The sequence below is a fragment of the Sphingomonas aliaeris genome (assembly GCF_016743815.1).
In the GTDB taxonomy this organism is placed as follows: domain Bacteria; phylum Pseudomonadota; class Alphaproteobacteria; order Sphingomonadales; family Sphingomonadaceae; genus Sphingomonas; species Sphingomonas aliaeris.
This window is the reverse complement of sequence record NZ_CP061035.1, coordinates 491,030-517,980: the sequence shown is the minus strand read 5'-3', so window position 1 is coordinate 517,980 and position 26,951 is coordinate 491,030. Positions and strand designations below refer to the sequence as shown.

The 26,951-nt window shown below is 61.5% G+C and carries 15 protein-coding genes and 3 pseudogenes; 11 read left to right on the top strand and 7 right to left on the bottom strand.

Translation table 11 applies throughout. The features are described 5' to 3' along the window. Positions 1 to 288: 288 nt before the first annotated feature. Positions 289 to 2,463, top strand: a complete 2,175-nt coding sequence (locus tag H5J25_RS02235) for a LamG-like jellyroll fold domain-containing protein (RefSeq protein ID WP_202094321.1) — start codon at positions 289 to 291, stop codon at positions 2,461 to 2,463. Between the two features lie 6 nt (positions 2,464 to 2,469). Here H5J25_RS02235 and H5J25_RS21505 read toward each other — a convergent pair whose 3' ends face one another. Together H5J25_RS21505 and H5J25_RS02225 are read right to left on the bottom strand one after the other, a co-directional pair. Beyond that, a complete protein-coding gene (locus H5J25_RS21505; RefSeq protein ID WP_404829603.1) occupies positions 2,470 to 2,556 on the bottom strand; it encodes a hypothetical protein in 87 nt (28 codons plus the stop codon). Between the two features lie 47 nt (positions 2,557 to 2,603). Then, on the bottom strand, positions 2,604 to 3,485 hold the full coding sequence (locus H5J25_RS02225; RefSeq protein ID WP_202094317.1) for a LacI family DNA-binding transcriptional regulator: 882 nt from the start codon (positions 3,483 to 3,485) through the stop codon (positions 2,604 to 2,606). Positions 3,486 to 3,735: 250 nt separating this feature from the next. Between H5J25_RS02225 and H5J25_RS02220 the strand changes: the two genes are divergently transcribed. The 9 genes and pseudogenes from H5J25_RS02220 (at position 3,736) to H5J25_RS02185 (ending at position 17,072) form a co-directional block, all read left to right on the top strand. Continuing rightward, positions 3,736 to 6,567, top strand: coding sequence for a TonB-dependent receptor (locus H5J25_RS02220; protein ID WP_225883290.1), 2,832 nt, complete (start codon positions 3,736 to 3,738; stop codon positions 6,565 to 6,567). Between the two features lie 11 nt (positions 6,568 to 6,578). Next, positions 6,579 to 6,860: pseudogene (locus H5J25_RS21500) on the top strand (ROK family protein); the annotation flags it as partial. 28 nt (positions 6,861 to 6,888) lie between these two features. Beyond that, complete coding sequence (locus H5J25_RS02215) at positions 6,889 to 7,494, top strand: ROK family protein (RefSeq protein WP_202094314.1); 606 nt, start codon at positions 6,889 to 6,891, stop codon at positions 7,492 to 7,494. Further along, positions 7,484 to 9,877, top strand: coding sequence for an extracellular solute-binding protein (locus H5J25_RS02210; RefSeq protein WP_202094313.1), 2,394 nt, complete (start codon positions 7,484 to 7,486; stop codon positions 9,875 to 9,877). The genes H5J25_RS02215 and H5J25_RS02210 overlap by 11 nt, the downstream gene beginning before the upstream one ends. Beyond that, on the top strand, positions 9,874 to 10,761 hold the full coding sequence (locus H5J25_RS02205; RefSeq protein WP_202094312.1) for a carbohydrate ABC transporter permease: 888 nt from the start codon (positions 9,874 to 9,876) through the stop codon (positions 10,759 to 10,761). Before H5J25_RS02210 ends, H5J25_RS02205 begins: the two co-directional genes overlap by 4 nt. A gap of 9 nt (positions 10,762 to 10,770) precedes the next feature. Then, a complete protein-coding gene (locus tag H5J25_RS02200) occupies positions 10,771 to 11,886 on the top strand; it encodes an ABC transporter ATP-binding protein (RefSeq protein ID WP_202094311.1) in 1,116 nt (371 codons plus the stop codon). Positions 11,887 to 11,922: 36 nt separating this feature from the next. Beyond that, entirely contained in the window at positions 11,923 to 13,374 is a 1,452-nt protein-coding gene (locus H5J25_RS02195; RefSeq protein ID WP_225883289.1) for a glycoside hydrolase family 32 protein, read from the top strand. Between the two features lie 438 nt (positions 13,375 to 13,812). Next, positions 13,813 to 16,314 carry a PhoX family protein gene (locus H5J25_RS02190; RefSeq protein WP_202094309.1) on the top strand — a complete coding sequence of 834 codons (2,502 nt, stop codon included), beginning with the start codon at positions 13,813 to 13,815 and terminating at the stop codon, positions 16,312 to 16,314. Positions 16,315 to 16,826: 512 nt separating this feature from the next. Further along, positions 16,827 to 17,072 carry a hypothetical protein gene (locus H5J25_RS02185; RefSeq protein WP_202094307.1) on the top strand — a complete coding sequence of 82 codons (246 nt, stop codon included), beginning with the start codon at positions 16,827 to 16,829 and terminating at the stop codon, positions 17,070 to 17,072. Positions 17,073 to 17,565: 493 nt separating this feature from the next. Here the strand turns inward: H5J25_RS02185 and H5J25_RS21790 are convergent. The 5 genes and pseudogenes from H5J25_RS21790 to H5J25_RS02160 form a co-directional block, all read right to left on the bottom strand. Next, positions 17,566 to 18,281 (bottom strand): annotated as a pseudogene (locus H5J25_RS21790) (IS6 family transposase). Between the two features lie 135 nt (positions 18,282 to 18,416). Further along, positions 18,417 to 21,428, bottom strand: coding sequence for a TonB-dependent receptor plug domain-containing protein (locus H5J25_RS02175; protein WP_202094305.1), 3,012 nt, complete (start codon positions 21,426 to 21,428; stop codon positions 18,417 to 18,419). Positions 21,429 to 21,953: 525 nt separating this feature from the next. Continuing rightward, positions 21,954 to 22,652 (bottom strand): annotated as a pseudogene (locus tag H5J25_RS02170) (IS6 family transposase); the annotation flags it as partial. Positions 22,653 to 22,676: 24 nt separating this feature from the next. Beyond that, positions 22,677 to 23,024 carry an ATP-binding protein gene (locus H5J25_RS02165; protein WP_225883286.1) on the bottom strand — a complete coding sequence of 116 codons (348 nt, stop codon included), beginning with the start codon at positions 23,022 to 23,024 and terminating at the stop codon, positions 22,677 to 22,679. A gap of 457 nt (positions 23,025 to 23,481) precedes the next feature. Further along, positions 23,482 to 25,263, bottom strand: coding sequence for a YbhB/YbcL family Raf kinase inhibitor-like protein (locus tag H5J25_RS02160; RefSeq protein ID WP_202094299.1), 1,782 nt, complete (start codon positions 25,261 to 25,263; stop codon positions 23,482 to 23,484). A 491-nt stretch (positions 25,264 to 25,754) separates the two neighbouring features. Between H5J25_RS02160 and H5J25_RS02155 the strand changes: the two genes are divergently transcribed. Further along, positions 25,755 to 26,828 (top strand): RES family NAD+ phosphorylase, encoded by a 1,074-nt coding sequence (locus H5J25_RS02155; RefSeq protein WP_202094294.1) that lies wholly within the window; start codon positions 25,755 to 25,757, stop codon positions 26,826 to 26,828. Positions 26,829 to 26,951 lie beyond the last annotated feature (123 nt).

Below are 26,951 nucleotides of genomic sequence, written 5' to 3'. Positions count from 1 at the left end.
GATGGTGCGATCCTGCCGCCAATGACATCGTCATGGCTGCGCGACTCACAACCGAACGCCTCCGGCAAACAGCAGCCTCCCCCACCAAGCGAATGTCGACGTCGACAATTTCACTGATTGTGGTAAGCGCGACGGGCAGCGACAATGCGTGTTGCACATACGGGATGGATGGCGATGGGCACCACAGGATTTCAATACCTCGTAAAGAGCGGGCTCCTGTCTGGAATTACGGCTGCCGCATTGATCAGTTTTTCACCGGGTGCAATCGCGCAAGCTGCAGAAAAAAATGTGCTGATCGATCTTAGCTTTGATGACGCCGCCACAGCTGCCAACATACCTTCCACTTCTCAAGTAAAATTCGAAACGCAGTTCACGAAACCGGATTTCGTCCCCGGTATACGCGGACTAGCCTGGCGCAGCGATGGATTCTCCAGTTGGCTATCGACCAGCCTGAAGCTTTCACCGAACGCCGGCTTTACGATCGAAGGGTGGGTCGCGCTGGAAAGCCTACCGTCGGACATCGAGGCACCGGTCAACAGCCTCCGGCCGGCCGCGCTGATGCAGCAGGCGACGACGGATACCGGCTTCGACATCTTCGTCGACAGCTACGGGCGATGGGGGTTTCGCGTCTCTACGGCGGCCGGCAATCGGCAGGTGAATGCGCCGGAGCCTTTTCCGGTAGGAACTTGGGCCCATATTGCGGCGACGTTCGATCCGGCGGCGGGGGCGGCGATACTGTATCTCGACGGCCGCGAGGTCGGCCGTGTCGCCACCGGCGCGGGCAAGGCGCTCCGCCCTGCATCTGTCTCATTTCAGGTCGCGCGCAGTTGGCGCGACGCGACGCTCGGCATATTTCGCGTCAATGGCGTGAACGGCGCGTTCGACGATGTTCGGGTGAGCGTCGGTGCTCGATCGCCGGACACAATCCGTATCGACGCGAGCGCGGCGACCCCGCCGGTCACCCGGTCGCTCGTCGTCCCTGCGACCCGTTTTGCGGACGACCTACAACGCCCCGTCTTCCACGCAATGCCGAGTGCCAACTGGACCAACGAGCCGCACGGGCTAATCCGACGGGGCGGTGAATGGCATATGTTCTACCAACGTACGCCTAACGGCCCCTACAAGACCGAAATGCATTGGGGTCATATGGCGAGCCGCGATCTGGTCGACTGGACGTATCTTCCAGATGCGCTGTGGCCGACCCTACAAACCCCCGAATTCGGGTTCGACATGAAAGGCATCTGGTCCGGCGACGTCGTGACCGGACCGCGCGGCGTCGCCTACGCTTTTTATACCAGCGTCAACCACTCGCCGATTTATAATCCCGGAATATCCGTCGCAATCAGTGCCGATCGCGATTTGCGTACATGGCGCAAACGCGGCCCCGTAATCGACGCGAAGGGACTGCGCGACTTCCGCGATCCCTATGTCTGGCAGGAGGACAATGAGTGGCGCATGTTCGTCGGTGCCGCGATGCCGGGCAAAGGCGGCGGCATCGCCTATTACCGCTGCGCCGATATCGACGACATCAAATGCTGGAAGAAGCAGCCACGCATTGCCCCGTTCGACAAGATGGACGTGGGTTCCGACATCTGGGAAATGCCGGTGTTCGAAGCGCTCGGACAGGGCAAGCATATCCTTGTCGCCAATCCGATCGGCGGCGCGGTCACCAAATATGGCGATCCGACGACGCGTGCGGTGTATTGGATCGGGCGCTGGGACGGGAAGACGTTCCAGCCTGATGACCTGCGCCCGCACATGCTGGACGTGCTGCCCGGACATCTCAGCCCGACGGTCGACCGGGATGCGCAGGGTAATCTGGTCGGCATCGGCATCGTCGACGAGCGCCGATCGACCGAGGCGCAGAAACGGGCAGGCTGGGCGCATACGTTCGGCCTGCCGCGCATCTGGCGTCTGTTGCCCGACGGCAAGACGCTTGGCCAATCTCCGCTTCCGGCGCTGGAGACCTTGCGCAACCCGGCGCAAGCGATCTCGCAAACCCTGAACGGGGGCGGCGCGGATCGTCCAGCTGGCGATCTCGGCCGCAGCACCGAAATCATAGTGGATGTCGGATCGGGCGAGCAGATCGCACCGTACGGCGTGTTTCTTGCGGCATCGGCGGATGGCAGGGAAATCACGCGACTGGTTTACGACCCGGCAAAGATGACACTTACGCTGGACAAGTCGCGTTCGACGCTCGGCACGGATGACGAGGGACCGAAGATTATCACGGGAGCCTATGACGCGACCGCATTCGGGCCGCCGCGCAAGTTTCACGTCTTCGTCGATCATTCCGTGGTCGACATATTCATCAACGACGCCGCCGCTGCGTCCTTTCGCATCTATCCGACGCAGAAGGACAGTACGCGCTTCGGCGTGATCGGCGGTGCGGGGCCCGCCACCGTACAGGCTTGGGCACTGCGTCCAGCCAAATTCACCGCCGATCTGGCGCCGGACGGCTGACCCGGTTTACGCCGATCCGCGCACGATGATCGGGCAAGCCAACCGCTCGGTCGCCGGATCCGTTGCCGTGCCCGCCAATATTCCGAGCAACATATCCGCTGCACGAACGCCGATGTCGTAGTATGGCAGGGCCACCGTGGTCAGCGGGGGAAGACCTGCGCGGATATCTTCTGGAAATCATCGAATCCGATGATGGCGACATCGTCCGGAACGCGCAGGTGCAGGGCATGCGCCGCAAACAGGCACTGCATCGCGATCTCGTCATTCCCGGCAAGTAACACAGTGGGCCTGTCGGCGGCGGGGGCGGACAGAATGTCGCGGGCGACATCGAACGCGCAGATCCGCTCCTCCCCCACCCCGCCGGCATAGCCCGACCGGATCCAGTCACGCCGGATCGTCACGCCGCGCTCTTGCATCGTTTTTTCGAACGCCTGCCCGCGCAAACGAGCGGCGAGGATCAAGGGGTTGAGCGTGACGAACCCGATCCGTCGATGGCCGGCGTCGAGCGCGAATTCCGCCGCCGCCTGCCCGCCCTGATAATCGTCCGGAACGACCGCAGGCACGTCGTCGCGCCCCTCCGCGGTGCAATTGACCAGAACCGTCGGCATTGCGGGCTTCGGCGGGTCGAACGTAATGTGCCGGTGATACATCGTGGCAAACAGGACGCCGTCGATCCGGTGTTCCTGAAACGTGCGCCAGACGCGCTGCTCCTCCTCACGCGTGCCTGACGTGTTAGCGATCAGCAGGCTTTGCTTCTCGGTCGATATCCGGTCCTGGATCCCACGGATGATGTCGACCGAATTCGGCGTCGTCGAAACGACGTCGGTAATCAGCCCGATCACGCCGGATCGATTGGTGCGGGTCAGTCTGGCGCCCATGTTCGGGATGTACTCTAGCGCCGCAATGGCTTCCTCGACCCGCTCGCGCGTCTTCGCACTGACATTCGGCTCGCCGTTCACGACCCGCGATACGGTCTTGTCCGACACCCCCGCCATCGCGGCGACATCCCTTATCGTTTGCACGCAAAATTCTCCGACAGACCGCTGCTGGTAGATCGATATTGGTCGTGCGGCGCAAGTGCCAGACCAGCCGTCAGCGAAATTGTCGACGTTGTCATTATTAAATTGACGACGTCGACAATTTGAGCGACATCTAGGCTGTGCCGACCCGTTTTTCGGCACGATTAGGCTTTAAAAAGCAGGGCACGCCACGAAGAGGGCGATGGGAGGAAGTATGAAAGACCGGTTTTCCCGCGATTTGGTTCGTTATTCCGTGTCGGCGCTCGCCCTCGCGGTAAGCGCTGCGTCGTCCGCGCAGGCACAGCAGGCAGTTCCCGCCGCGCCGTCCTCGCCTGATCGACCGTCGGCCGACGATCAATCCGATCAGGGCGAAGTCGTCGTGACCGGTGTGGTGCAGAAAACGCGCAAACTCGACACGACCTTCACGGTCGATACGCTGGATCAGGCGGATATCCAGCGGCTTGCTCCACTCAGCACCGCGGACCTGCTTAACAACATTCCGGGTTTCTTCGCGGAGGGCAGCACGGCTGGCGAACGCAGCAACAATGTCACGGTGCGCGGCCTGCCGAGCAGCGGATACCGCTACGCGCCGCAGTTGATAGACGGCCTGCCCGTCTATCAGGATTCCGACGTTCCCTTCGCCAATAACGACGTCTTTTTCTCCAACGACTTGATGACCGATCGGGTCGAAGTGGTGAAGGGCGGGCCCGGCGGTATCCTGTATTCGAACGGCCTTGGCGCGATCGTCAACTATGTCACCAAGACGGGTGGCGACCGGTTCGAGGGCGGGTACAAGCTGGAACTCGCGACCTACGGCTTCGTGCGCAACGACGTGTTCGTTTCCGGACCGATCAACGATAATCTGCACTTCGCGGTCGGCGGCTTCTTCCGCACCTCTGACGGCCTGCGCGATGTCGGCTACACCGCCGACAAGGGCGGACAGATTCGCGGCAACCTGACGTATAGCAGCACCGACGGTAAGACGAATTTCGGCCTGTATGCGTCGCGCCTGGACGACCGGAACGCGGTCTACAACAATTTGCCGATCGAAGTGCCGGGCTTCACCGTGCCGGGCACTCCGGAAAATCCGATCCGCATCGACAGCGATACCGTAAAACCGATCGGCATCAACTTTCAGGACGGCAGCCTGCTATCCAAACCCAACCGCTACGTCACGCAGATTGACAATGACGGCAACGTCACGCGTGCGGATTTGGCCGACGGCATTCGTCCGAAATTTACCACGATCACCGGTAAATTCTCGAAGGAACTGGATTCCGGCTGGCGGTTCGATTTCGACGCGAACTATACGAAGGGCAGCAGCGGGTTCAACGCGCTGTTCGCCGGCAACGACGCCGCACCCGCCTCGACGTTCCTGGCCAACCGGTTTATCGGCGACGTGCTGCAGCCGGCGTTCGATGCCAACTTCCAGGTCGCGGAAAACACCCCGAACAATGCGCCATTCTACAACCGCAATATCCTGGCGACCTATTTCAACGGGCTGAGTGGCGCTGACTTCAATCGTCTGTACCGCCAGCCGTTGCTCGATGCGGGATTCAGCAATTTCGAACAGCTGCGTGCGCAATACGGCGCCAACCAGACGATCGGAGGACCGGGCGGCTATATCGGCGCATTCAACGTCAGCGACGGACAGCCGATCGCGGCGAACAGCAACCTCAGCTTCCAGATCCCGTGGATCGTCAAATCCAAGCTGATGAGCGCGACGCAGAACCTGAAGATCCAGAAGGACATCTCGCTATGGGGTGATCATCACCTGACGTTCGGCGTCTATCACAGCAACAATAAAGACGATTACGATTTCCAGCAGAGTCTTACCATCACGACGCTGGCGGAACCCAGCGAACTGGTCGACTTGTACATCATCGATCGCAACGGCAACAAGGTCGGCCAGTCCCTGTCGCTGAACGGCAGCTATCTGCCCGGATTTGCCGGCAATGCGGCCAAGGGCAAGGCCGAGAATTTCGCCGGGTTCGTGCAGGATCACTGGGAATTGTTCGATCGCCGGCTACGTATCGATGCAGGTTTCCGTTGGGAGACCGAGCAGTTGAACGTGGCGTTCCGGAACCGTGTCTGCTGCACCAGCTTCCTGCCGGGCGGTGCGGCGACCGGCAATCGTGCCTATACGCAGGTACAGACGCTCGGGCCGGCACAATATCTCGATGAACGCTATTCCGGTCACGGCTGGTCGGTCGGCGCTAACTACGCGTTGAAGCGCAATCTGGCGGTCTATGCCTTGGCGTCGCAATCGTTCCGCCTGCCGAGCTTCAACGACGGTGTTGCCTTTGCACAATCCGCGCCGCTGGCCGATCCGGTCGAACATATCGACCAGTATGAAGGTGGCGTTCGCTTCCAGTCGCGCTGGTTCGATGCGTCGGCGACGGGCTTCTACAACAAGTTCACGCCGCGCACCCTGATCAACATATATCAGGATATCAACGCGCCGGTATGCACCGCCGGGGGCACCGTAGCGACGACGGCGACGATCACGTCCTGCCCGAACGTGTTCCAGCCTTATTCGCTGGGCACAACCAATTACGGCGCGGAACTGGAAGTGATGCTGCGCCCGCAATTCGTCCCGGGGTTCGATATCAAAGCGAACGTCGTCCTGCAGAATCCGCGCGTCAACGGATCGAGCTATACGATCGTGAATCAGGTCGGGAACAGCTATCAATATGCTACCGTCAGCCAGGACGGCCGGCGTGAGGGGCGTCAGGCGACGGTGACGCTGAATATCCAGCCGCGCTGGGATCTGAAGCCGCTCACCGGATTGCCGGTGAAGCTGTTCGGCCAGTACGAATATCGATCGGAACGCTACTCGAATTCGCAGGATCAGAACGTCACGCTGTACCCGTCCTATTACATCGTCAACGCCGGGGCGTTGATCGACATCACCCGGAAACTGTCTATCCAGTTCCATGTCGCGAACCTGACGAACCAATTGTCCTTTACCGAAGGCGATCCGTTGTTCTTCGACCTGAAGGCGCCGAACGGCATCGGCAATCGCGGCGTCGCGCGTCCCCTGTTCGGACGGACGGGTCGCATGGCAATCAACTTCCGGTTCTGACGGCGGGTTCGGTGGCGGCAGCGGAATCCCTTATCGCAGGCGTGGAGGCGGGCGGGACAAAGATCCTGTGCGCCGTCGCTACGTCGAGCGGTGACGTTCTTGCCCAGGCGCGCTTCACCACTCGAACCCCAGACGCAACGTTCGAGGAGATAGCGGCATTCTTCGCCGGACAGCGGGCCTCTCATGGGCCGATCAAGGCTGGCGGGATCGCCAGCTTCGGACCGCTGGATCTCGACACCGTATCCTCCGGATACGGATGCCTCACCACCACGCCGAAACCGGGCTGGTCCGGCGTCGATATGCGGGGGGCGGATCGCAAATATGATCGACGCACCCGTGGCGATCGATACCGACGTGCAATGCGCCGCCCTTGCCGAACTGCGGAATGGTGCCGGTATCGGCCTGGACCGGTTGTGCTATGTCACGATCGGCACCGGTATCGGGGTCGGATATGCGGATCGTCATCGTATGGATACTGACGGATCCCGCCCCGAGGCGGGGCATATCCGCGTTCCCCGCGCACCGGGCGACGAAGGTTTCGCAGGCGCCTGCCCATATCATCACGATTGCCTTGAAGGGCTCGCCTGCGGCCCTGCGATGGCCGAGCGCTGGGACGTGGCCGCCGAAAATCTTCCCGACGATCATCCCGGCTGGGACCACCAGGCGCACTATGCCGCGTGCCTGTGCGTCAATTTGACCTACAGCGTGCGACCCGACCGGATCGTCCTCGGCGGCGGCGTGATGGAACGCCCTGGCCTGCACGACCGGGTTCGCGCGCAGTTCGACCGGATGATGGCCGGCTATGCGCTGGACCGCCGGAGTGCGGATCCTGCCACGTTCATCGCTCCGCCAGTGCTGAACGAGCCCTCGCCAGGGCTGGTCGGCGCGTTGATGCTGGCACGAACCGTGCGCGCCGATGACCGCTGATTTCCGCATCAAGTACGCCATTGCGCTGGCAATGGCGCTCGGCGGATGCGCCCGGCCATCCGCCACCAGCGGGCCGACCGAACTCGCCTTGTGGAAACATCAGGCTGGCGAGACCGAGGAGGCCGCGAACACCGAGGCGATCGCCCGCTTCAACGCATCGCAGTCGCGCTGGCACATCACCGCGCAATCGCTGCCGCAGGGGGCGTACAGCCAGTCGGTCGTTGCAGCATCGATGGCCGGGCGGATGCCGTGCGTGTTGACGGTCGACCAGCCGATGGTGGCGAGCTTCGTTTGGGGCGGCCACATCCGCCCGATCGACGATCTCGTTCCGGCCGAAACACTGGCCCCGGTCAGCGCATCGGGCAAGGGCACATATCGGAGCCGCATCTATTCGGTCGGACAGTTCGATGCCGCGCTCGCGCTGTTCACCCGTCGCTCCGCACTGGCTGCGATCGACGCGCGCGTGCCGACGCTCGACCGCCCCTGGACGCTGCCGGAATTCGACGGGATATTGGCGCGCCTGAAGGCAACGGGTCGCTATACCTATCCGCTCGACCTCTCGACCCGCGATACCAAGGCGGATTGGTGGACCTATGCCTTTAGCCCGATCCTGCAGGGATTCGGCGGCGATCTGATCGACCGGACGATCATGCGGGCGGATGGTACGCTGAACGGTCCGCAGGCGCAGGCGTTCGCGACCTGGTTCCGGTCGCTATTCGTGTCGGACTATGTCAATCGCCGAGAACCGGACGAGAACGCCTTCGTAAAGGGGCGCGCGGCAATGGCCTATACCGGCAATTGGTGGGCGCCGGACTATCGCGCCCGGGTCGGCGACGATCTGCTGATCCTGCCCCCGCCCGATTTCGGTCGTGGCGCTGTGATCGGCGGTGGCAGCTGGCAATGGGCGGTCAGCAGATCCTGCCCGCATCCGACCGGGGCGGGCGAATTCATCCGCTTCATGATGCAGCCGCGCGAAATCGCCGCGATGGCGGACGCGGCCGGAATGGTGCCGGTGACCGAGGCGGGCGCCGCGCTCTCAGTCGATTTCCGTCCGGGCGGAAAAAGCCGAATCTTCTTCGATCTGATGCAGCGCTTCGCCCGCTCCCGCCCCGCGACCCCGGCCTTTTCGATGATATCGTCCAGCTTCTTCGGCGCGATGCGCGACATCATGGATGGAGCCGATCCACAGGATGCCCTAGACGATGCCGCCGATGCGATCGACCAGTCGATCGCCGACAATCGCGGATATCGCGCCGCCCCCCCTCTCCGTCGCCGGTCCGGCTCCCGCCGTTTCGGGTGCCGGCCGATGATGATCGCGGGACGCAAACGCACGAGCGGCGCGCGCATGGCGATGCTGCTCGGTGCGCCGGCGCTGCTCGGGCTGCTGGTATTCGTGGTGGTGCCGTTCGTCCTCGCGCTGCTGCTGACTTTCACCGACCAGCGGCTCGTTTCGCCCGAAGCCGGCCGGTTCGTCGGACTGCGCAATTATCAACGGCTGCTGTCGGTCAGCTATATCGTCCAATCGCCGTTAACGGACTCAATCGGGAAGACGATCGTCGGCCCCGATGGTCGCCCGGCCTACGACCGCGTCCGATCGATCACGCGCACCGACCCAGCCTATCGCGATTATCGTCCGATGACCGAAATATTCGTAGGCCGGCGGCGGATCGCGATCGTCGCGAAAGACCCGGCATTTCTGGGGGCGCTGATCAACACCTTCGCGTTCGCAGCAATGGTCGTTCCGTTGCAATGCTTCGTGGCGTTGTCGCTCGCCTTGCTCGTCAATGCCGGGCTGCGTGGACAGACGCTGTTTCGCGCGATCTATTTCTCGCCGGTTGTGATGTCGATGGTCGTCGTGTCGATCGTATGGGCGTTCCTGTTCGATCGCGATTTGGGCCTTTTCAATACGCTACTGTCATTGCTCAGCTTCGGCTCCGCACCACGAATCGACTGGCTCGGCAACCCGCATACCGCGATGCCGGCGATCGTCATTATGTCGGCGTGGCAAGGTGCCGGTTTCCAGATGCTGATTTTCCTGGCGGGACTGCAGGGCATCTCGCAGGAACTGTACGACGCCGCCCGCATCGACGGTGCAACCGCATGGCAGCGCTTCCGCCACGTCACGCTGCCGGGTCTGCGCCAGACCATCGCGTTCGTCATGATCGTTACGACGATCGCCGCCCTGGGGCTATTTACGCAGGTCGACGTGATGACGCAGGGCGGGCCGCAGGGCGCAACCTCCACCGTCATGTTCCACGCGATCCAGCGCGGGGTGCGGGAAGAGAATATCGCCTACGGATCGACCGTGTCGGTGGTCTATTTCGTGTTGATCGCAGGGCTCATCCTGATCCAGCAGGCACTGCAGCGGCGGTGGTCCAGATGACACCCCGCACGTACCGGTTCGTCGCGCTGCGCTTTGCAATCTATGCGTTGATGGCGCTGCTCGGGATGATCTTCATCTTCCCGTTCCTTTTCATGCTCAGCGCATCGTTCAAGGGCAATGACGCGATCTTCGCGGATCTCGAATCGATGCGCGCGCTTCTGCCGGTGGGCGACTTGACGACCGAAAACTATGCGAACGTGTTCGGACGCGGCGATATCGGTCATTTCCTGTTCAATTCGGTGTTCATCACCGTCTTTACGGTGGGCACCGGCCTGATCGTCAACAGCCTCGCCGCCTTCAGCCTCGCGCGTCTCGAATGGCGCGGGAAGGAGGCGGCGCTGACCGTGCTCGTCATCCTGCTGATCGTGCCGTTCGAGGCTATCACGGTGCCGCTGATGCTGCTCGTCGCCAAATTGCCCGGGCTGGCCTTCACTGCCGACGGGCTGGTGCTCACCCGGTCCTGGCTCGACACACTGTACGTGCAGATTGTGCCATTCGTGTCCAACGCATTCTCGATATTCCTGTTCTATCAATTCTTCCGCGATATTCCGAAGGACTTCGACGAAGCCGCCTATGTCGACGGGGCCACGCCGCTGCAGGTTTATCGGCACGTTATCCTGCCATCGTCGGCCCCCGTCTTCGCCACTGTTAGCATCCTTCAGGCGCTGGCGATGTGGAACCAATATCTATGGCCGGTCGTGACCGTGCCGGGGATGGCCGCTCGACCGCTGATGGTCGGGATGCAGCAGTTCTTCGGACGCACGACCGCCTGGGGCGAAGTCATGGCCTATGCCGCCGTCATCACCGTTCCAGTCCTGATTGCCTTCATCGTCTTCCAGCTCTGGTTCGTCCGCAGCGTGGTGGGCAGCGGCGTCAAGGGCTGAGGAGACCATATGCCCGCTTCCCTTGAATTGCGCGATATCCGCAAGGATTACGCCGGAAAACAGATCATCAAGGGCGTCAGCCTGTCGGTTGCGCCGAGCGAATTTCTCGTACTGGTCGGCCCGTCGGGATGCGGCAAATCCACGCTGTTGCGGATGATCGCCGGGCTGGAGGAGATCAGCTCCGGCGACCTGTATTTCGACGATCAGCGCGTGAACGACTGGGATCCGGCACGGCGGCGCATCGGCATGGTGTTCCAGTCCTATGCGCTCTACCCGCACATGACGGTCGCCGAGAATATAGGATTCGGCCTCAAACTCGCGAAGAAGCCGCGCGCCGAGCGCGAGCAGCGCGTCGACGAGGCGCTCCGGATCCTGCAGCTGGAATCGCTGCGCGACGCCAAGCCCAGCCAATTGTCGGGTGGTCAGCGCCAGCGGGTCGCGATCGGCCGCGCCATCGTCCGCAAGCCTAACGCCTTCCTGTTCGACGAGCCGCTGTCCAACCTCGACGCCGCGCTGCGCATCCAGATGCGCATGGAAATCGGGCGCCTGCACCAGCGGTTGCAGAACACGGTCGTCTACGTCACTCACGACCAGGTCGAGGCGATGACGCTGGCGGATCGGATAGTCGTGCTGGAAGGCGGCGTGATCCGCCAGGTCGGCGTACCGCTCGATCTGTATCGACGTCCCGCAAACCGCTTCGTTGCCGGCTTCATCGGCACCCCGACGATGGGCTTCCTGAGCGTCATGGCCATTGCACAATCGGCAGACGGGCTGACCGTGGAGCTGCCTGGCCCCGCCGACACAACGGTCACGGTGACGGTGCCATTCCATCTTGATACGCCACCATCCGGCGAATCGATGACGCTCGGCATCCGACCTGAACATTGCCATCTGGTTGAACCGGACGACGGGCTGCTGTCTGGCACGGTCATCATGCTGGAACGGTTGGGGGCGGATACGTTCGCCTTTCTGGACCTGCCCGGATCCGACGGCACCGTCGCCGTACGGCTAACGGAGCGCGACGGTCATGTAGCCAGCGGCGATCACGTCGGCTTCGCCTTCGACGCCGCACAAACGCATCTGTTTCATGCCGACGGGCAGGCGCTGAGCCCGATCCACGGCTGACCTGCCCCCGACAGTCATTTTCTCACGGATCCCCTGATGAACCAGCAAACCCCCATTCCTGGCCCTAATTCTAGCCAAGCCGTTCCCGCATCCGGCGAACGCTATCGCCCGCGCCATCATTTCACGCCTCGCAAGAACTGGATGAACGATCCCAACGGACTCGTCTATTTCGATGGCGAATATCATCTATTCTATCAGTACAATCCCCATGGGATCGGCTGGGGCCATATGAGCTGGGGTCATGCCGTCAGCACCGATCTGCTGGTCTGGGACGAACTGCCGGTCGCCATTCCCGAAACCGACCAGATGATCTTTTCCGGCTGCTGCGTGATCGACTGGAACGATACGAGCGGACTTGGCGACGGCACCGTCCCCCCAATGCTGGCCTATTTCACTGCTCATGACGATGCGACGAAGCGCCAGACGCAGCATATCGCCTACAGCCTGGATCGCGGGCGGACATTCAAACACTATGCGGGCAACCCGATCATCGATCTGGGTTTGGAGCATTTCCGCGATCCCAAGGTCTTCTTCCATGCCGACACCGCGGCGTGGATAATGGCCGTCGCGCTGCCCCGCGAACACAAGGTGCAATTCTATCGCTCGACCGATCTGCTTGCGTGGACGCTGGCGAGCGAATTCGGCCCCGCCGGCGCCACCAGTGGTCAATGGGAATGCCCCGACATCTTCCTCGTGCCCATCGACGGGCGCCCGGACGAAAGCCATTGGGTGTTGAAGGTCGATGTCGACAACGATTTCGTCGACGGCGGATCGGGTGCACAATATTTCGTCGGGGATTTCGACGGTACGCAGTTCGTCGTCGATCCGGAACGTGGCGCACCGGACGGTGATCTCGTCGATTTCGGGCCGGATTTCTACGCCGCGGTCAGTTGGTCGGATCTGCCGCCCGACCGGCCCGGCCCCCTGTGGATCGGCTGGATGTCCAATCACCAGACAGGCAAGGACTATCCGACGGACCCGTGGCGCGGGGCACAGTCCCTGCCGCGTACCCTTTTCCTTTTCGAGGAAAAGGGACGACTTCGGCTCGGACAGCGTCCGGCACAGCAGATCACCCCGCCGGCAGCCCTTGCCGAAACGCAGGCGATTCCCGGGGCAACCATCCCGATCTTCACGCTCGACACCCCCGCCGCAAAGCGCGTATTGCTGACGAGCGACACGGATGCCAGGTTCCGCCTCGACCTTAGTGACGACACCCAAGTGCTTCTGAGCATCGAGGTGGACCGCCCAACAGGTTCGATTTGGGCCCGCCGCGCTTCCACCACGGGCCTGCCGCCGGCGTTTGCAAGGTCCACCGCCTGCACTTTGCCGATGACGCAGACGATCGCGTTCGACATCCATTTCGATGGCTATCTCGTCGAAATATTCATCGACGGCGGGCGGCGCGTCTATTCGGCCTGCCTGTTTCCAAAAACATCACCAGCGCTGGGTATGACGGCGTTGAGCGGGAACGTGTCCATCCGGCTTTAGGTGCCGTCAGTCTAATGCGAACCGCTCTTCACACGATCCAGTTCGGTCTTTGAGCGCGATCGCCTAGCTTGCGACAATGCTCCACTCAGCCGGAGCGGCTGAGAGGCGTTCCTTGCAGGTCTGACGGTCAACAAGATGGCGTTCGAGATCGAAGCGGTTGTAAACGTTAACGTGTACGCTGGCGAACTTTTGTAACGTTTCCATTCGCCTAACTTGAGCATCGACGGCTCTCACCGTCGAAAAGGGCGATGGTCTGGCTTGCCATGATCTCCCAACCCCGCGTCCATAGCAGGCCGGACAGATGCAACTTACGACCGAATGTGCCTCGTAGCCCGTCCCCAAACCGTCACAAGATCGTCGTGCAACCGTCGCCGTTCCGCCACGTGCGCGTAGCCTTCCCCAGCCAAGGGTCCTTGCGACAATCCGGGGGATGCAGACATGACGCAGTTCGACGCCACGCTCGACTATGACGACGGCGACATTGACACGAATCGGAGCGGAAATCCGCATCTGAACGAGCTGATCGCGTCGCGTTATTCGCGTCGCCAGACATTGTTCGGCGGTATCTCCGCCGCCGCGACCGCGGTGTTCGGCGGGGCGCTGCTATCGGCGTGCGGATCATCCGACGCGGACGGAGCTCCGCCCGTTACCGTTGGCGCGGGCGCCAATGCCGCGACGACATCCGGCCGGACGGTGACCCTGACGGGCACGATCGATGGGACCAGCCTTGGATCGTCCTGGACGCAGGTTAGTGGGCCGCCCGTCACGCTTACCGTTCTCAACCCAACCAGTGCCACGTTCGTCGCACCCAGCGTCGCCACGGCGACGCCCCTGGTATTCCGTTTCGCAGCGAACAACGTAAGCAATACTACAAGCAGTGCGGACACGACCGTCACCGTCAGCCCGGCAGCAATCGGCTTCGCCGCCGTCGCGAAGAACCGCGACGATATCGTTACCGTCCCGGCGGGATATACCGCCACGGTTCTGTACCGGTTGGGCGATCCGATCGCCTCGGGAGTCCCGGCCTTCGCCAATAACGGCAACGACACGGATTATGCACGTCGCGCCGGCGACCATCACGACGGCATGACCTATTTTGGCCTGTCCGCGTCAGGCAATACGCCCGATGCGACGAACAGCACGCGCGGCCTGCTCGTCATGAACCACGAGAACATCACTCAAGCCTATCTTCACGTCAGCGGCGCGACGAGCGTGGGCGGTGTCCGCCCCGAGGCCGAGGCGCAGAAGGAGATCGAGTGCCACGGCGTTTCCGTGATCGAGGTCAGCCGCAGCGCTGGTGCCTGGAGCTACCTGCCCACTGGTGCCCTGAACCGCCGCATCACTCCGAACACACCAATGGTCTTCAACGGCCCGGCACGCGGCGCTGCACAGCTCAAAACGCGCTTTTCGGCCGACGGAACGGTCGGGCGCGGTACGATCAACAATTGTGCGAACGGCACCATGCCGTGGAACACGTATCTCACCAACGAAGAGAATTGGGCCGGCTATTTTCGCCGCGCCAGCGGGGACGCCGCTGTGCGCACTGCGGCAGGCACGCCCAAGGAAAACATTTCACTGGCGCGCTATGGTATCACGGAGGGGCGCACCGGAAATTACGGCTGGTCTACCGTCACTCCAGCCGACACGAGCAGCACGCTCTACGCTCGGTGGAACGCCACTGCCGCCACGACCGCCCCTGCCGACGGCAGCGGGGACTTCCGCCATGAGCCGTTCCAATATGGCTGGGTCGTCGAGATCGATCCGTTCGACGCAAGCTCAGTGCCGCGCAAACGCACTGCGCTCGGCCGGATGAACCACGAAGGTTGCGTCATCGGCCGTACGATCGCCGGCGTGCGTCCTGCTTTCTATATGGGTGACGACGCGCAGAACGAGTATGTCTACAAGTTCGTATCGTCCGCGACCTGGGCTGCGGGCGACGCAAGCAGTGCCAATCGGCTCGCGATCGGCGACAAGTATCTCGATGCAGGCACGCTGTATGTCGGAAAGCTGAATGCCGACGGCTCGGGCCAGTGGCTGCCCCTGGTGTTCGGACAGGGGCCGCTTAACGCCGGAAACGCGACTTATCCGTTCGCCGATCAAGCAGACGTACTGATCAACACCCGGCTCGCCGCCGATGCGCTGGGCGCGACGCGGATGGACCGGCCGGAATGGACCGCAGTCAATCCGGCGACCGGTGAGATGTACCTGACGCTGACCAACAACAGCTCGCGTACCGTCGCCACCACCGATGCGGCCAACCCACGCGCCTATAGCGATCCGCGCGCTGCAGCGACCAATCCGAACGTCTCGGCCGGAACGACCAATGGTAATGCCAACGGGCATGTCATACGCCTGCGCGAATCCGGCGACACGTCCGAGGCGACGAGCTTCACCTGGGATATCTACGCCTTTGGCGCAGGCAGCGACCTGGACGCCACCAACATCAACCTGTCGGGGCTTGATGCGACAAACGACTTCTCATCGCCCGATGGCCTGTGGTTCGGCCTGCCGAGCAACGTGACCGGCCAGACCACACCTGTCCTCTGGATTCAGACCGACGACGGCGCCTTTACCGACCAGACCAACTGCATGATGCTCGCCGCGATCCCCGGCGTGGTCGGCGATGGCAGTGCGCGCACGATCACCAACACGATCGGCGGCACCTCGGCCACGCAATCGACCCGCGTCGGCAAGGCACCGGGCACCGCGTTGCGCCGGTTCCTCGTCGGTCCGCGCGAATGCGAGATCACCGGGATATATTCCACGCCTGACGGCAAGTCGGTGTTCGTCAACATCCAGCATCCGGGTGAAAACGGCAACGGCGGCAGCATCACGAGCAGCTGGCCGGCCAGCCAGTCCGGCACCCCGACCACCCCGTCGCGCCCGCGATCGGCGACTGTAGTTATCACGAAGGACGATGGCGGCATCGTCGGCCTGTAAGCGGTGGGGCGGGGCGGATGATCGGTGCAGTAGATCGTCGATTCACGAACCGCCCCACCAATCGTCATTGAAGCGAAACCACCACCTGTACGGGCAAATGCGACCATAGATTCTGACCGGCTTGATTGGGGCGGGGGCTCGCAAAAGAATGCTTTTGGAATCACGGTCTGGAGTTGAGGGTTTTCCTCAAGGTCATTCCTGACGTTTACGTCTTCCTTGCGGCCTCTCCAAAGAATGCTTTGGTTGCGGAACGGCCAACAAGGCCGGTACCGCAAGTAAGCCCGCACAGATACCTACCCCCTTCGCGACGGCTTTACGTTCGATCCGCAGCGGACGCTCGGCCTCGGTTCGGTCCTTCACGCTTCCCACGATCGTGACGCGGTAAATGCAAAGCGCTCATCATCCCGCTGGTGCTGACGCACCGGCCTAGCGTGGCGGCGCGATCGAGCTTGACCAACAGGTCAACGGAGGCCGCCAGTCCTTGCGTCGCTATCCATCGCGGATGCGAAGCGTTGAACCTCGACCGACAGTGGATTCCGGATCTTTCACGCACCGCACGCGATGCCGGCACGGATCACATCGTGATCGACGTCCGGCCCAATTACCACGGCGACACGCGCCGAACCGCGGTCCGGCATCGGGGAGAGCGGCACGCCTTGCTCCGCGGCATGGACGGCAGCCGTGGCCTCATCGATAGAGTGGTCGACCACGCTTGGCGGCCGCTGCCGCTGTCGGCGCCGCCAGCGCGGCTGCAATGATCAAGCGGTACTTGAGCTCACCTCGCAGCGACCATGGCTTGTGCTTGCCGCCGCTCAACTGCACGGCGATTTGCCCGGCAAGAGCGGTTACCAGCTTCTCGCGCACGCCCGCCCGCGGATCGCGAGCCCAAGAAGACCGGAGCTGCTGTTCAGGACGTCCACATAACGATGCAATCAAATCGCACAAATCGCTATTATTTTGAGGCGATCTTTCCTGATAGATTGACGTAGCAGTAAAGGGCGCAACGCTCGAAGGCCCGTCAGTCGGTCATTACAGGCCGAGATCGATACCTCGACCGTTTTGTGCCGTTCATCGAGATAAATCGCAGGCGGGCTTTCTCCTGGGTCAGAACAAGGGGACAGTCGCACGCTTTCGAGCCGCTTCACGCGAAGAACGGCGAAGCTAGAAAACTGTTATGATTGATTGGCGGTGCTGTCAGTCTAATGCGAACCGCTCTTCACACGGTGCAGGTCGTTCTTTGAGCCTAGCGGCTTAGCTCGCGATTTTGCTCCACTCAGCCAGTGCGGCTGAGCGTCGTTCCTTGTAGGTCTGGCGGTCGATCAGGTGGCGCTCGTGATTGAAGTGGTTGTGGACGTTGGCATGCACCCTGGCGAACTTCTGTAGCGTCTTCATTCGCCTGAATCGGAGCATTGCGCGCTTCCGCCTTCGGAAACACAGGAGGATGTTTTCCACCCGGTTGTCGGTCCAGCGGCCGACCTCCCTTTTGTCTTCGTTGCCCAGCTCATTCATTGCAGCACCGTAACTTCGCAAACCATCGGTCGTGATCTTTTCGGGTGCGCCGTGACGCCTGAGTGCCTTCTTCATGAAGCGCAGTGCCGCATCCTTGTCGTGGGCGTTCGTGATGTAGCTCTCGAGGATCTCTCCCTTGTGATCGGCGGCGTGCCAGAGGTAAACCATCTCGCCGTCAGCTTCATCTCATCAAGGTGCCACTGCCAGTGGCGGAACCCTTGCATAAGCGACACGAACTGCCGGCTGATGTCGCCGACAAACATCGGGCCGAACCTGTTCCACCACTGGCGTACCGTTTCGTGGCAGATGTCGATGCCTCGTTCGAACAGCAGGTCTTCCACGTTCCGCAACGAAAGCGGAAAACGGACAGACATCATGACAACCAAGCGGATGACTTCGGGCGACGAGTTGAAGCGGCGAAACGGGCTCGCGGGCAGCGCTCGAGATTTGCGGTTCATACAGCCAGCTTATCATCGACCGAGATAGACTACCACGTTGGCCTGACAAAGCTGAAGGGAGGATCAGCTCGAGCATACCTGATACGAAAAGGGCGGCCCCGAAGGAGCCGCCCGATCGTCCGCCCTGATGTTACATCAGAACTTGAAGTTTGCGCCGGCACGGAACGTCCGGCCGATCAGACCGGGCAGGTGCCACGAAGCCAGATAGTTCGGCTGCGTGGTGTAGAAGGTGTTCGGATAGAACGGCGCGCCCGCGTTGGTGAAGTTGCCGACGAAGCCGAAGAAGCTGAACTTGTCGTTCACTCGCACGGTGGCATTAAGGTCGGCATATATGAAGCTGTCGATTTTGCAGAACGAATTTCCTCCGTTGGCATCCTTATAAACCGAAGCGGCACACGAGGTGTCCAGGTTACCTTGGTCGGTAGCAACCGCTTTCATGCGGCCAACGAAGTACGTGGTCGCGCTTAGCGAGAACTGGCCGAACGACAGAGTGTTCTGCCAGTTGCCGCGCCACTTCGGCGTGCCACCGCCGGACGATAGATCGGCGGGACCGACGGACCCGACGAAACGCTGCACGGTACCGTCTTCAAGGTGACGATCGAACTTCAGTGTGGCCTGCAAGTCGAGACGGCTTTCGAACTGGATGGCCTCACTAACCGGAACCTGCGCAGTTGCGGTGAATTGCAGACCCGTGGTCACGTCATAGTTGACGTTCACATAAGGCGCGTTGAGCACAAGCAGACGCGGCAGCGCGTTGAGTGCGAACGGATCGGCGCCGTCGATGACGTTGCACGAGTAGCCCGCGCCCACAGCCGCGACCTTTGCACACCCTGCGGCCGAAGCCGCCGCTGCTGACGCGAAAGACTGGTTCGCTACCGAATAATATTCGGTGATCGCCTTACCAGCGAGCGAGCCCGCCGTGATCAGCCCCGATTTCCGCACGTTAAAATAATCGGCGGTAAAGGTGAACCAGCGCGTCGGCTGCACGATTGCGCCCACCGTAAAGCTGCGCGAGGTCTCGGGCTGAATGTTGGGGTTGCCAACGAAACCACGGCCCACGGAATAGTTGGCTGTATAGCCGGCGTTAGTCGGGTGCGCGGCTTTGAACGCAGCATCCGGCGTATAGCCGACAAAGCCAGAGAACGAGCTGCGCGGATCGATTTCGGCGAAGGTCGGCGTCCGGAAGCCTTCCGAATAGGATCCGCGAAACGAGATTTGCTCGATCGGGGTGAACTTCGCACTGATCTTGGGCGAAAACTTACTAAAGCCCTCCGAATAATCGTCATAACGGCCCGAGACGTTGACAGTCAGCTGATCAATGATCGGCGCCGCGATTTCGAAGTAGCCAGCCCATACGTCACGATCACCAAAAGCCTGTGCAGTCGAAAGGCCGGGGATGTCGAGGTTAGGGTTAGCGCTGCGATTGGCCAACTTTTCCTTACGATACTGCCCACCAACTGCGACTTGAACGTCTCCACCGGGGAGTGCGAACAGGCTGCGGGAAATCGTGCCATCGACCGTGAACTCGCTGGAATTCGAGAGCGAGGTTACGGGCGGAAGCACGGAGTCGCGAACGGCCTGCGAATTCAGGCTGGGATCGACGAAATTATAGGAGCCTGTGTTGATCGCTTTCACGAGCCCGTTGAGATTGGCGAATCCCGTCTGGGTCAGTTCCAGATTATCGCGGGAATATCCGAGATCGACCTTCCAACGCCAAGTGTCCGCAATCGTCCCATGCAGCCCGCCTGTGATGCGATACAGCTCGTTGGTGCGCTCCGAACCCGCCTTTACGTCGCCGAACAGATAATAGAGGCGCGCCGCGCCCTCCGACGGGTTGCTGGCGAAAGCAGCGGCATAGGGGTTGTTCGGATTGAGCCGCCGATCCGCTGCGGTCGCGCAGTTGATGCCGGCCGAGCAGATGTACACGGGCAGCACGATGCCAGGATTGGTCGTCGAGGTGCTCGGCGCCCCGCCGAATGCTTGGTTCTGGCGGACGGCGCGAGGCAGCAAGGTGATATCGACCTTGTTGTTCGAATAGCTACCGTCAACGTAACCCTCGATGTTGTCGCTAACGCGGAAGCTCAGCCGGGCAGCGCCCGCATAGCGGCGCTGCTTCGGCAGGATCTGGACATATTCCCTGGTCAGGTCATGCTTGCAGGCTGTGCCGACGCGAGACGCCGTATTCTCGGAATAGGTACCGAACGCGCAGTTCGCCAGCGGCGTGAGCGAGTTGAAGATCGCCGGTGAACTGGCGTTGGCCACGTTGCCCGCCAGCGGATTGTTAAGATCGCTCTGTGTCACGCGCGTCACGACTGCATTCGTGGTCGCGCTGGTCAGCGTGTCGTCCGCACGGTTGTTGTCGACGCCGCCAGCCGCCCGCAGGTCGAGCGTATTGAACGGGAAGCCGCGTGAATCCGCGGTGATCTTACCGCTGTCCTCATATTCGCCGCCGACGTAGAAATTCCAGCCTTGGCTAGCGTAATCGCCGATGCCGCCGAGCAGACGCAGACGATATTTGTGACCATCGCCCTTTTCGGTAGCCCCCGCTTCGGCGCCCCCTTCCAAGCCCTGGAATTGCTTGCGCGTGATGATGTTGACCACGCCACCGATTGCATCAGCGCCGTATAGCGACGAAGCGCCGTCCTTCAGCACTTCGATCCGCTCGACGTTGATTTGCGGGATGCTATTGAGATCAACGTACGAGTTGTGGCCATCGTCGCTAAGCGGGTAGTTCGTCACGCGCAGACCATTGACCAGGACTAGCGTCGAGGAAACGCCCAGGTTGCGCAGCGAAATGGCCGAGCCGCCAGCTGAGAAGCCGCTCGTGAAACCGATGCCGATCGAGCCCGCACCATCTGCAGCAGCCTGCCGAATTGCGTCGGCGGTGTTGGTAATGCCGGCGCGCGCCAGGCTCTCGGAAGTGATAACGGTGACGGGCAGCGCGGTCTTCGTGTCGGTGCCGCGGAATAGCGAACCGGTTACGACGATGTCATCACCTTCATCTGCAGGCTCAGTCGCTACGGGACTGGTCGGGAGCGGTTCGATCGTCTGCGAAAAGGCTGGCGTGGCCGACAGCGCGATCAACAGCGCGACGGGTGCCGCCGTGGAACGAAGACGTACAGCAGCACTGGCTTGGATGGATCGCATCGAGTCAAAGTTCCCCAATAATGCCCTTGGGCATCTGTTTAGTGACGGCCCAGGCCCCCCGGGCCGCCGCAATGCGATAAGACTGTAACGATCGAGCAACATTGTAAAGAGGCGGAGAAGGAACTTTTGAGAGTGTCGCCGCATTGCAACACTATGGATGCAAAGCCTTTTAAGGTTACTTAGGCTCTCCATATAATGACCGGCGCCGGCCCCGCCAGCAGCAGTGGATCGATCTGCGCCTCGCGCCACTTCGCGCCCAATGCAGATGCGGCCGAGTGGCTCGGAAGCTGCTTCCGACCGCGCCCACCAAAGCCCGCGCCTGTCTCGATCTACCAGCTCAGAAGATGCTGGGGTTTGCCTTGATCGTCTGCTGAGCGGCAGGATGGGAGCCAGCGAACAATGTTAAGCCTGGCATGCCAAATCCGCCCGTGAACTCCGGAGTGGACGCTGTCAGTCTAACGCGAACCGTTCTCCCCACGATGCAGTTCGGTCTCTGAGCACTGTCGTATAGCTTGAGACCATGCTCCACTCAGCCAGCGCGGCTGAGCGGCGTTCCTTGTAGGTCTGGCGATTAACGAGATGGCGTTCGAGATTGAAGTGGTTGTGGACGTTAGCGTGCACGCTGGCGAACTTTTGTAACGTCTTCATTCGCCTGAACCTCAGCATCGCTCACTCTCCTCTTCGAAACGGCAGGTGGCTGTTTTCAACCCGGTTGTTAGCCCAGCGTCCGACCTCCTGCTTTTCGGTGTTACCCAGCTCTTTCATGGCTGCGCGATAGGACCGCAAACCGTCGGTGGTGATCGCTTCCGGGCTACCGTGACGCTTCAGCGCCTTCTTCATAAACCGAAGCGCTGCATCCTTGTCGCGGGTCCTGGTGATGTAGCTCTCGAGGATCTCACCCTCGTGATCTACGGCGCGCCAGAGGTATACCATCTCGCCATTCAGCTTCACGTACATCTCGTCGAGATGCCAGCGCCAGTATCGGAACCCGCGCATACGAGAGACGCGTTGCCGACGGATATCGCCGGCAAACACCGGCCCGAACCGGTTCCACCACATCCGCACCGTCTCGTGGCAGATGTCGATACCGCGCTCGAAAAGGAGGTCTTCCACGTTGCGTAGCGATAGTGGGAACTGAACGTACATCATCACTACTAGGCGGATCACCTCGGGTGACGAATTGAAATAGCGAAATGGGCTGGCAGGCTTGCGGGGGCGTGGCATACCGACCGCCCTACCCGGCCCCGCCTAACGATCGGTGCATTTGGTCTGACAGAGCCGGCCGACGCCCTTGCCGCCGGACTTCGCCTTTTTGCGACTGTCGAATTTCCGCAGCGAGGTAAGGTTGTCGGCCGTGAACCCGATTCCGTTGTCCGTGACGGTGAAGCCGTAGTATTCGCCGACTTCGTCCTTGTGCACGAAGATCGATATTCGGCCGTCGGCGAGGTGATCCTTGCCGAAGCGTTCCTCGATTGCGTGGATCGAGTTCATCACCGCCTCGAAGAGCGGGAACAGGGCGTTCTTCACGTTCGGCGCGAGCGAGATGTTCTCGATGCGCCCGGCGTTGTCACTCAGCCACCCATGTTCTTGCGTCAACCGGACATCCTCGCGTTGTAAAAGCTACCTCAAGGGCCATACGCACATCCGTCAAGCCTGTTTGAGCCGCTCGGACGATTCCAACCTCGATCGACCAATGGTGAATTTGATGGTTCGAGGGTAGCGCCGCGATCGATCCCCTCGCGGCAGGCGATGCGCCCGACCTTTGCCCGGCCGGCCCGCCGAACTCCGGCAAATGGGGGCTAGAATAGCTACTTCTAAAATTTGAACGACCGTCCGAAAAAATGGGAGCGGGTTAGCCTTTTTTTGGACGGCCGGAAATGGGCCTAAAGAACCGCGTACCAAGCCTTGCGACAGGTCTTAGTTACTCGACAGCGGCAATGCCGCAGCAATGCGTAATGCGAGCAGGAGCCGGACTCCGCCCCCAAGATTGCTAGCATCACGCTGGCGAGCTCCGGGGGGATGGGTCACCGCGCGGAAAGAAAGCCGCCGCAGCTCATTTCGGTTCGGCATACGTGCCGACGAGGTCGCCGCTCCCGATCACGTGCCCTGCCGCGGCCGTGAGCAACTGGTCTCGCGTCGCTCCAAGCGGCAGGTCCAGCTGGCGGTCGAGTGCCAGCACCTGGAAGTGATAATGATGTGGCTTATCGCCCCTCGGCGGGCGCGGGCCGTACCAGCCTACCGTGCCGCGTCCGCTCGCACCCTGCATGATCCCCTCAAGCGGTCCGCCGCTCAAGCGGTCACGCTCCTGCAGTCCTTCGGGCAGGCGAGTGGTGCCCGCGGGCACGTTCCAGGCGACCCAGTGGACGACCGGCTTCGACGCGCCGTCCGGGTCTTCGACGAGGATCGCGTAGGAGACAGCATTGGGAACGGCGGACCAGCTGAGCGCGGGCGAGATGCCAAGGCCGTATTCGCTGTATTCCCGCGGGATGGGGCCGTTGGCAGTGAACGCGGCCGCGCCGACCGTGAGCCTCGCCGGGCTGCTCGCTTGGGTCTCTGGACGTGCAAGAGCCAGCGGTACGTTGGTCCCGCGCGCGGCCTGTTCCAGCATCGGGCCGGGCGGCGGGGCGAGCGGCGCAGCCTGCCCGGTCGCGCCGTCATAGGTGATGCGGTAGATCACGCCGTTTGCGTCGTCCGAGATCAGGATCGAGCCGTCGCGCATGACTGCCACGCCGCAAGGCCGGCCGTATTGGCCCGTGCCATCGCGGCTCATGAACCCGCTGACGAAGGTCTCGACGCGAGTTGCCTCACCGTTTGCATCGAAGCGAATGCGCGCTAGTTCGTAGCCGGACGCGGGCTTGCGATTCCAGCTGCCGCGTAGAGCGACGAAGGCATCGCCGGCGACGTCCGGTCCGAAGCCGCCGCCCGGATGAAAGGCCATTTGCATGCCCGCCGAGTGCGCGACGTGCATGAGCACCGGATTGGTTGATGACGCTGCCCATTGCGCAGCCGTGATGCCGCCCGGCGGCTCGTCCTGCGGGTTCCGCTTGCCGTCCTCGAAGACGTACGGCCAGCCGTAGCGCTTGCCGCGCTCGATCTTGTTGACCTCCTCGCGCTGGATGTCGTTGCCGAGCCAGTCGATGCCCTGATCCCAGCCCCACAGCTCGCCCGTTCGTGGGTGCCATTCGAAGCCGATCGTGTTGCGCAGGCCCGAGGCCCGCACCCGCCGCGCCTTGCCGTCGAGGCTCGCCCTGATGAGCGTCGCGTTCTCCTGACTGGACTCGTCGCAGGCGTTACAGGTTGAGCCAGAGCTAATGTAGAGCATGTTATCCGGACCGACCGCCAACGTCCGGTTGAGGTGCTGTCCGGCGTCGGGTAGGTCGTCGATCAGCGTCTCTACGGTGCCGATGCCGCCGTCGGGCCGAAGTGGCGCGCGAAACACTTCCTTGGCTGTCATGAAGTAGAGCATGCCGTCGTGGATGGTCAGTCCGTGCAGGCCCGGTCGGTTTACGATAACAGTCGGTGCCCCGTCCGCGCGGCCGTCCCGGTTCGCGTCCACTAGTCTGATGATGTCGGCCTCCGAGCGTCGGCTCACGTAAACCGAGCCGTCCGGCGCCACTGCCATGACGCGAGTGTTGCCCAGATCGCCCGCCCATACGGCAATGCGGTAGCCGCGAGGAAGTTTCAGCGAGGCGGCAAAGTCAGCCGTCGGTTTCAGTGGCGTGAGTTCGTAGAAGTGGGCCTGCACCGGGCGCTTGTCATTGTCTTCTGGACTGCTCTGCGCGAGCGCGGGTGCGCCAACGAAGAGAAGCGCGGAGGCGAAAAGTGCGACTTTCATGAAATACCGTCCCCTTTTGTTGGGGCTACAATGCGCGAGCGGCCTCGTCGGGCGCACGAGTTTGGGTCGCAAACCTTGATGATCAAGCGGCCGCTTTCGCGGGAGCTAGAAGTGCCGCTGATTGACTGATCGTGGGTCATGCCGGAGGAGTGCATTGCGGCAGCTCGTGACCAACTCGGGCCATTGCTGGGTCGAAGCGTGAACGTTTGCTCGAGACCAAACCGGTCGTCAATTCGATGCGGTGACCGGTGGCGTAAAGCCCCTCTGAATCCATGCCTGTTTGGTTGTTCCATACAGACTTCCAGGCCTCGATAACGCTGCATCACAAAAACCGCCAGACTTCGAGACCCCTTTGGGATTTACTGCCTTGTTCCGCTGGTGCACCAAGAGACTTAGACGTATCCAAAGCTTATCAAGGAAACGGCTAGCCCACCGCGTTCCTGACAGGCCATTTTGCAATTTGAGCGAAAGTGATGGAGATTAGGCGGCACATGAAGCCCATTAGAGATCTGACGTCTGGTACTGACCCCAATGACGCTGTTTGGCCGGAGAATATCTTCGGTCCTTTCATCCCTGTCGCCGAGCACGATATAGGCATTTTCAACGAGATAGTGGGCGATGAGATCGATTCCGATTTCGCCTCTAGCATCTGCTGCTGTAACATTTGTTATACGGATTTTTGCAAACGCTGGCCGAACACGACTTTCCGAGTATCCGAATTCCAGGAGCAATCATTCGACACTGAATATTTGCTCGAAAACAGTCGAGCGCCCAGCTGCTACAGCGATGCCGAGATGTCGAGCCTTCGTCATTTCGTAGAGTGTCCGCGCTGCTATAGCTATGCCAAACAGGTCTGGATTTATGAGCACAGGTTCAGCGATATTCCAGAGATCGAAGAGGCGATCGACGAGCTTGTCGCAATCGGAAAGCGGACCCCTTTTTTGTTGCTCGAGCACGAGTTCGCGAGACGAGTTCTCGAGCAGATCAGGCGGATGGCCAAGAGCCAGGCTAAGACCCCGCTTCCTGCCTCCCTTTTTCGCGCTCGGACCGATGCAGACATCAAAAAGTGTGGGCAGTCACCGACGGACGTGGCGACGTTCGGTCCTGCGCCTGCGGAATTCGTCGGGGAGGGGCGTTTCAATCACGCGGGCGCACCCTTGCTCTATGTCGCGAGCTCCCCGGAACTGGCAGCTTCGGAGATCGGGTGTCCGGGCGAGCCCTGCACCGCTGGCGAGCTCACGTTCTCAATGGCAATGCGGGTGCTTGATCTTGTAGACCTTGAGGACGGGGATGAAGGCGATAATCTGATGCTCGCCCTTAGTAACTCAGCGCTAATTTCGGCCCCTCGCACGGGCCAGGGATGGATGAAATCCGAATATGTTTTCTCCCGGTTCGTCGCTGACTGCGCACGGGACGCAGGGTTCGATGCCGTGCGATACGGATCGACCAAACTGGCGTCCGGCGTAAACTTTGTCCTCTTGGAGCCGACTGCCTCATTCGAGACGATCGCTACGCTTATCAGCCACCGCTCGCTAGCAGGTGGCGCACCTGACCGCCGATATTAAGCGGAACGGCAGCGTGGAGACCGGGGACGCTATGTCAGCACGCCCCAGCGTCCATTGGTGATCGACTGGACTAGCTATGCGAGGTGTCAGGCCACGTACGACCAAAGCCGACCGATCGCGATT

What these genes read in the sequence shown, in the direction of transcription:
- H5J25_RS02160 (WP_202094299.1), bottom strand. Translation starts at nt 25,263, where the DNA reads ATGAAAGTCGCACTTTTCGCCTCCGCGCTTCTCTTCGTTGGCGCACCC.
- H5J25_RS02210 (WP_202094313.1), top strand. Translation starts at nt 7,484, where the DNA reads ATGACCGCTGATTTCCGCATCAAGTACGCCATTGCGCTGGCAATGGCG.
- H5J25_RS02190 (WP_202094309.1), top strand. Translation starts at nt 13,813, where the DNA reads ATGACGCAGTTCGACGCCACGCTCGACTATGACGACGGCGACATTGAC.
- H5J25_RS02155 (WP_202094294.1), top strand. Translation starts at nt 25,755, where the DNA reads ATGAAGCCCATTAGAGATCTGACGTCTGGTACTGACCCCAATGACGCT.
- H5J25_RS02200 (WP_202094311.1), top strand. Translation starts at nt 10,771, where the DNA reads ATGCCCGCTTCCCTTGAATTGCGCGATATCCGCAAGGATTACGCCGGA.
- H5J25_RS02215 (WP_202094314.1), top strand. Translation starts at nt 6,889, where the DNA reads ATGATCGACGCACCCGTGGCGATCGATACCGACGTGCAATGCGCCGCC.
- H5J25_RS02205 (WP_202094312.1), top strand. Translation starts at nt 9,874, where the DNA reads ATGACACCCCGCACGTACCGGTTCGTCGCGCTGCGCTTTGCAATCTAT.
- H5J25_RS02195 (WP_225883289.1), top strand. Translation starts at nt 11,923, where the DNA reads ATGAACCAGCAAACCCCCATTCCTGGCCCTAATTCTAGCCAAGCCGTT.
- H5J25_RS02175 (WP_202094305.1), bottom strand. Translation starts at nt 21,428, where the DNA reads ATGCGATCCATCCAAGCCAGTGCTGCTGTACGTCTTCGTTCCACGGCG.
- H5J25_RS21505 (WP_404829603.1), bottom strand. Translation starts at nt 2,556, where the DNA reads ATGTTGCTCGGAATATTGGCGGGCACGGCAACGGATCCGGCGACCGAG.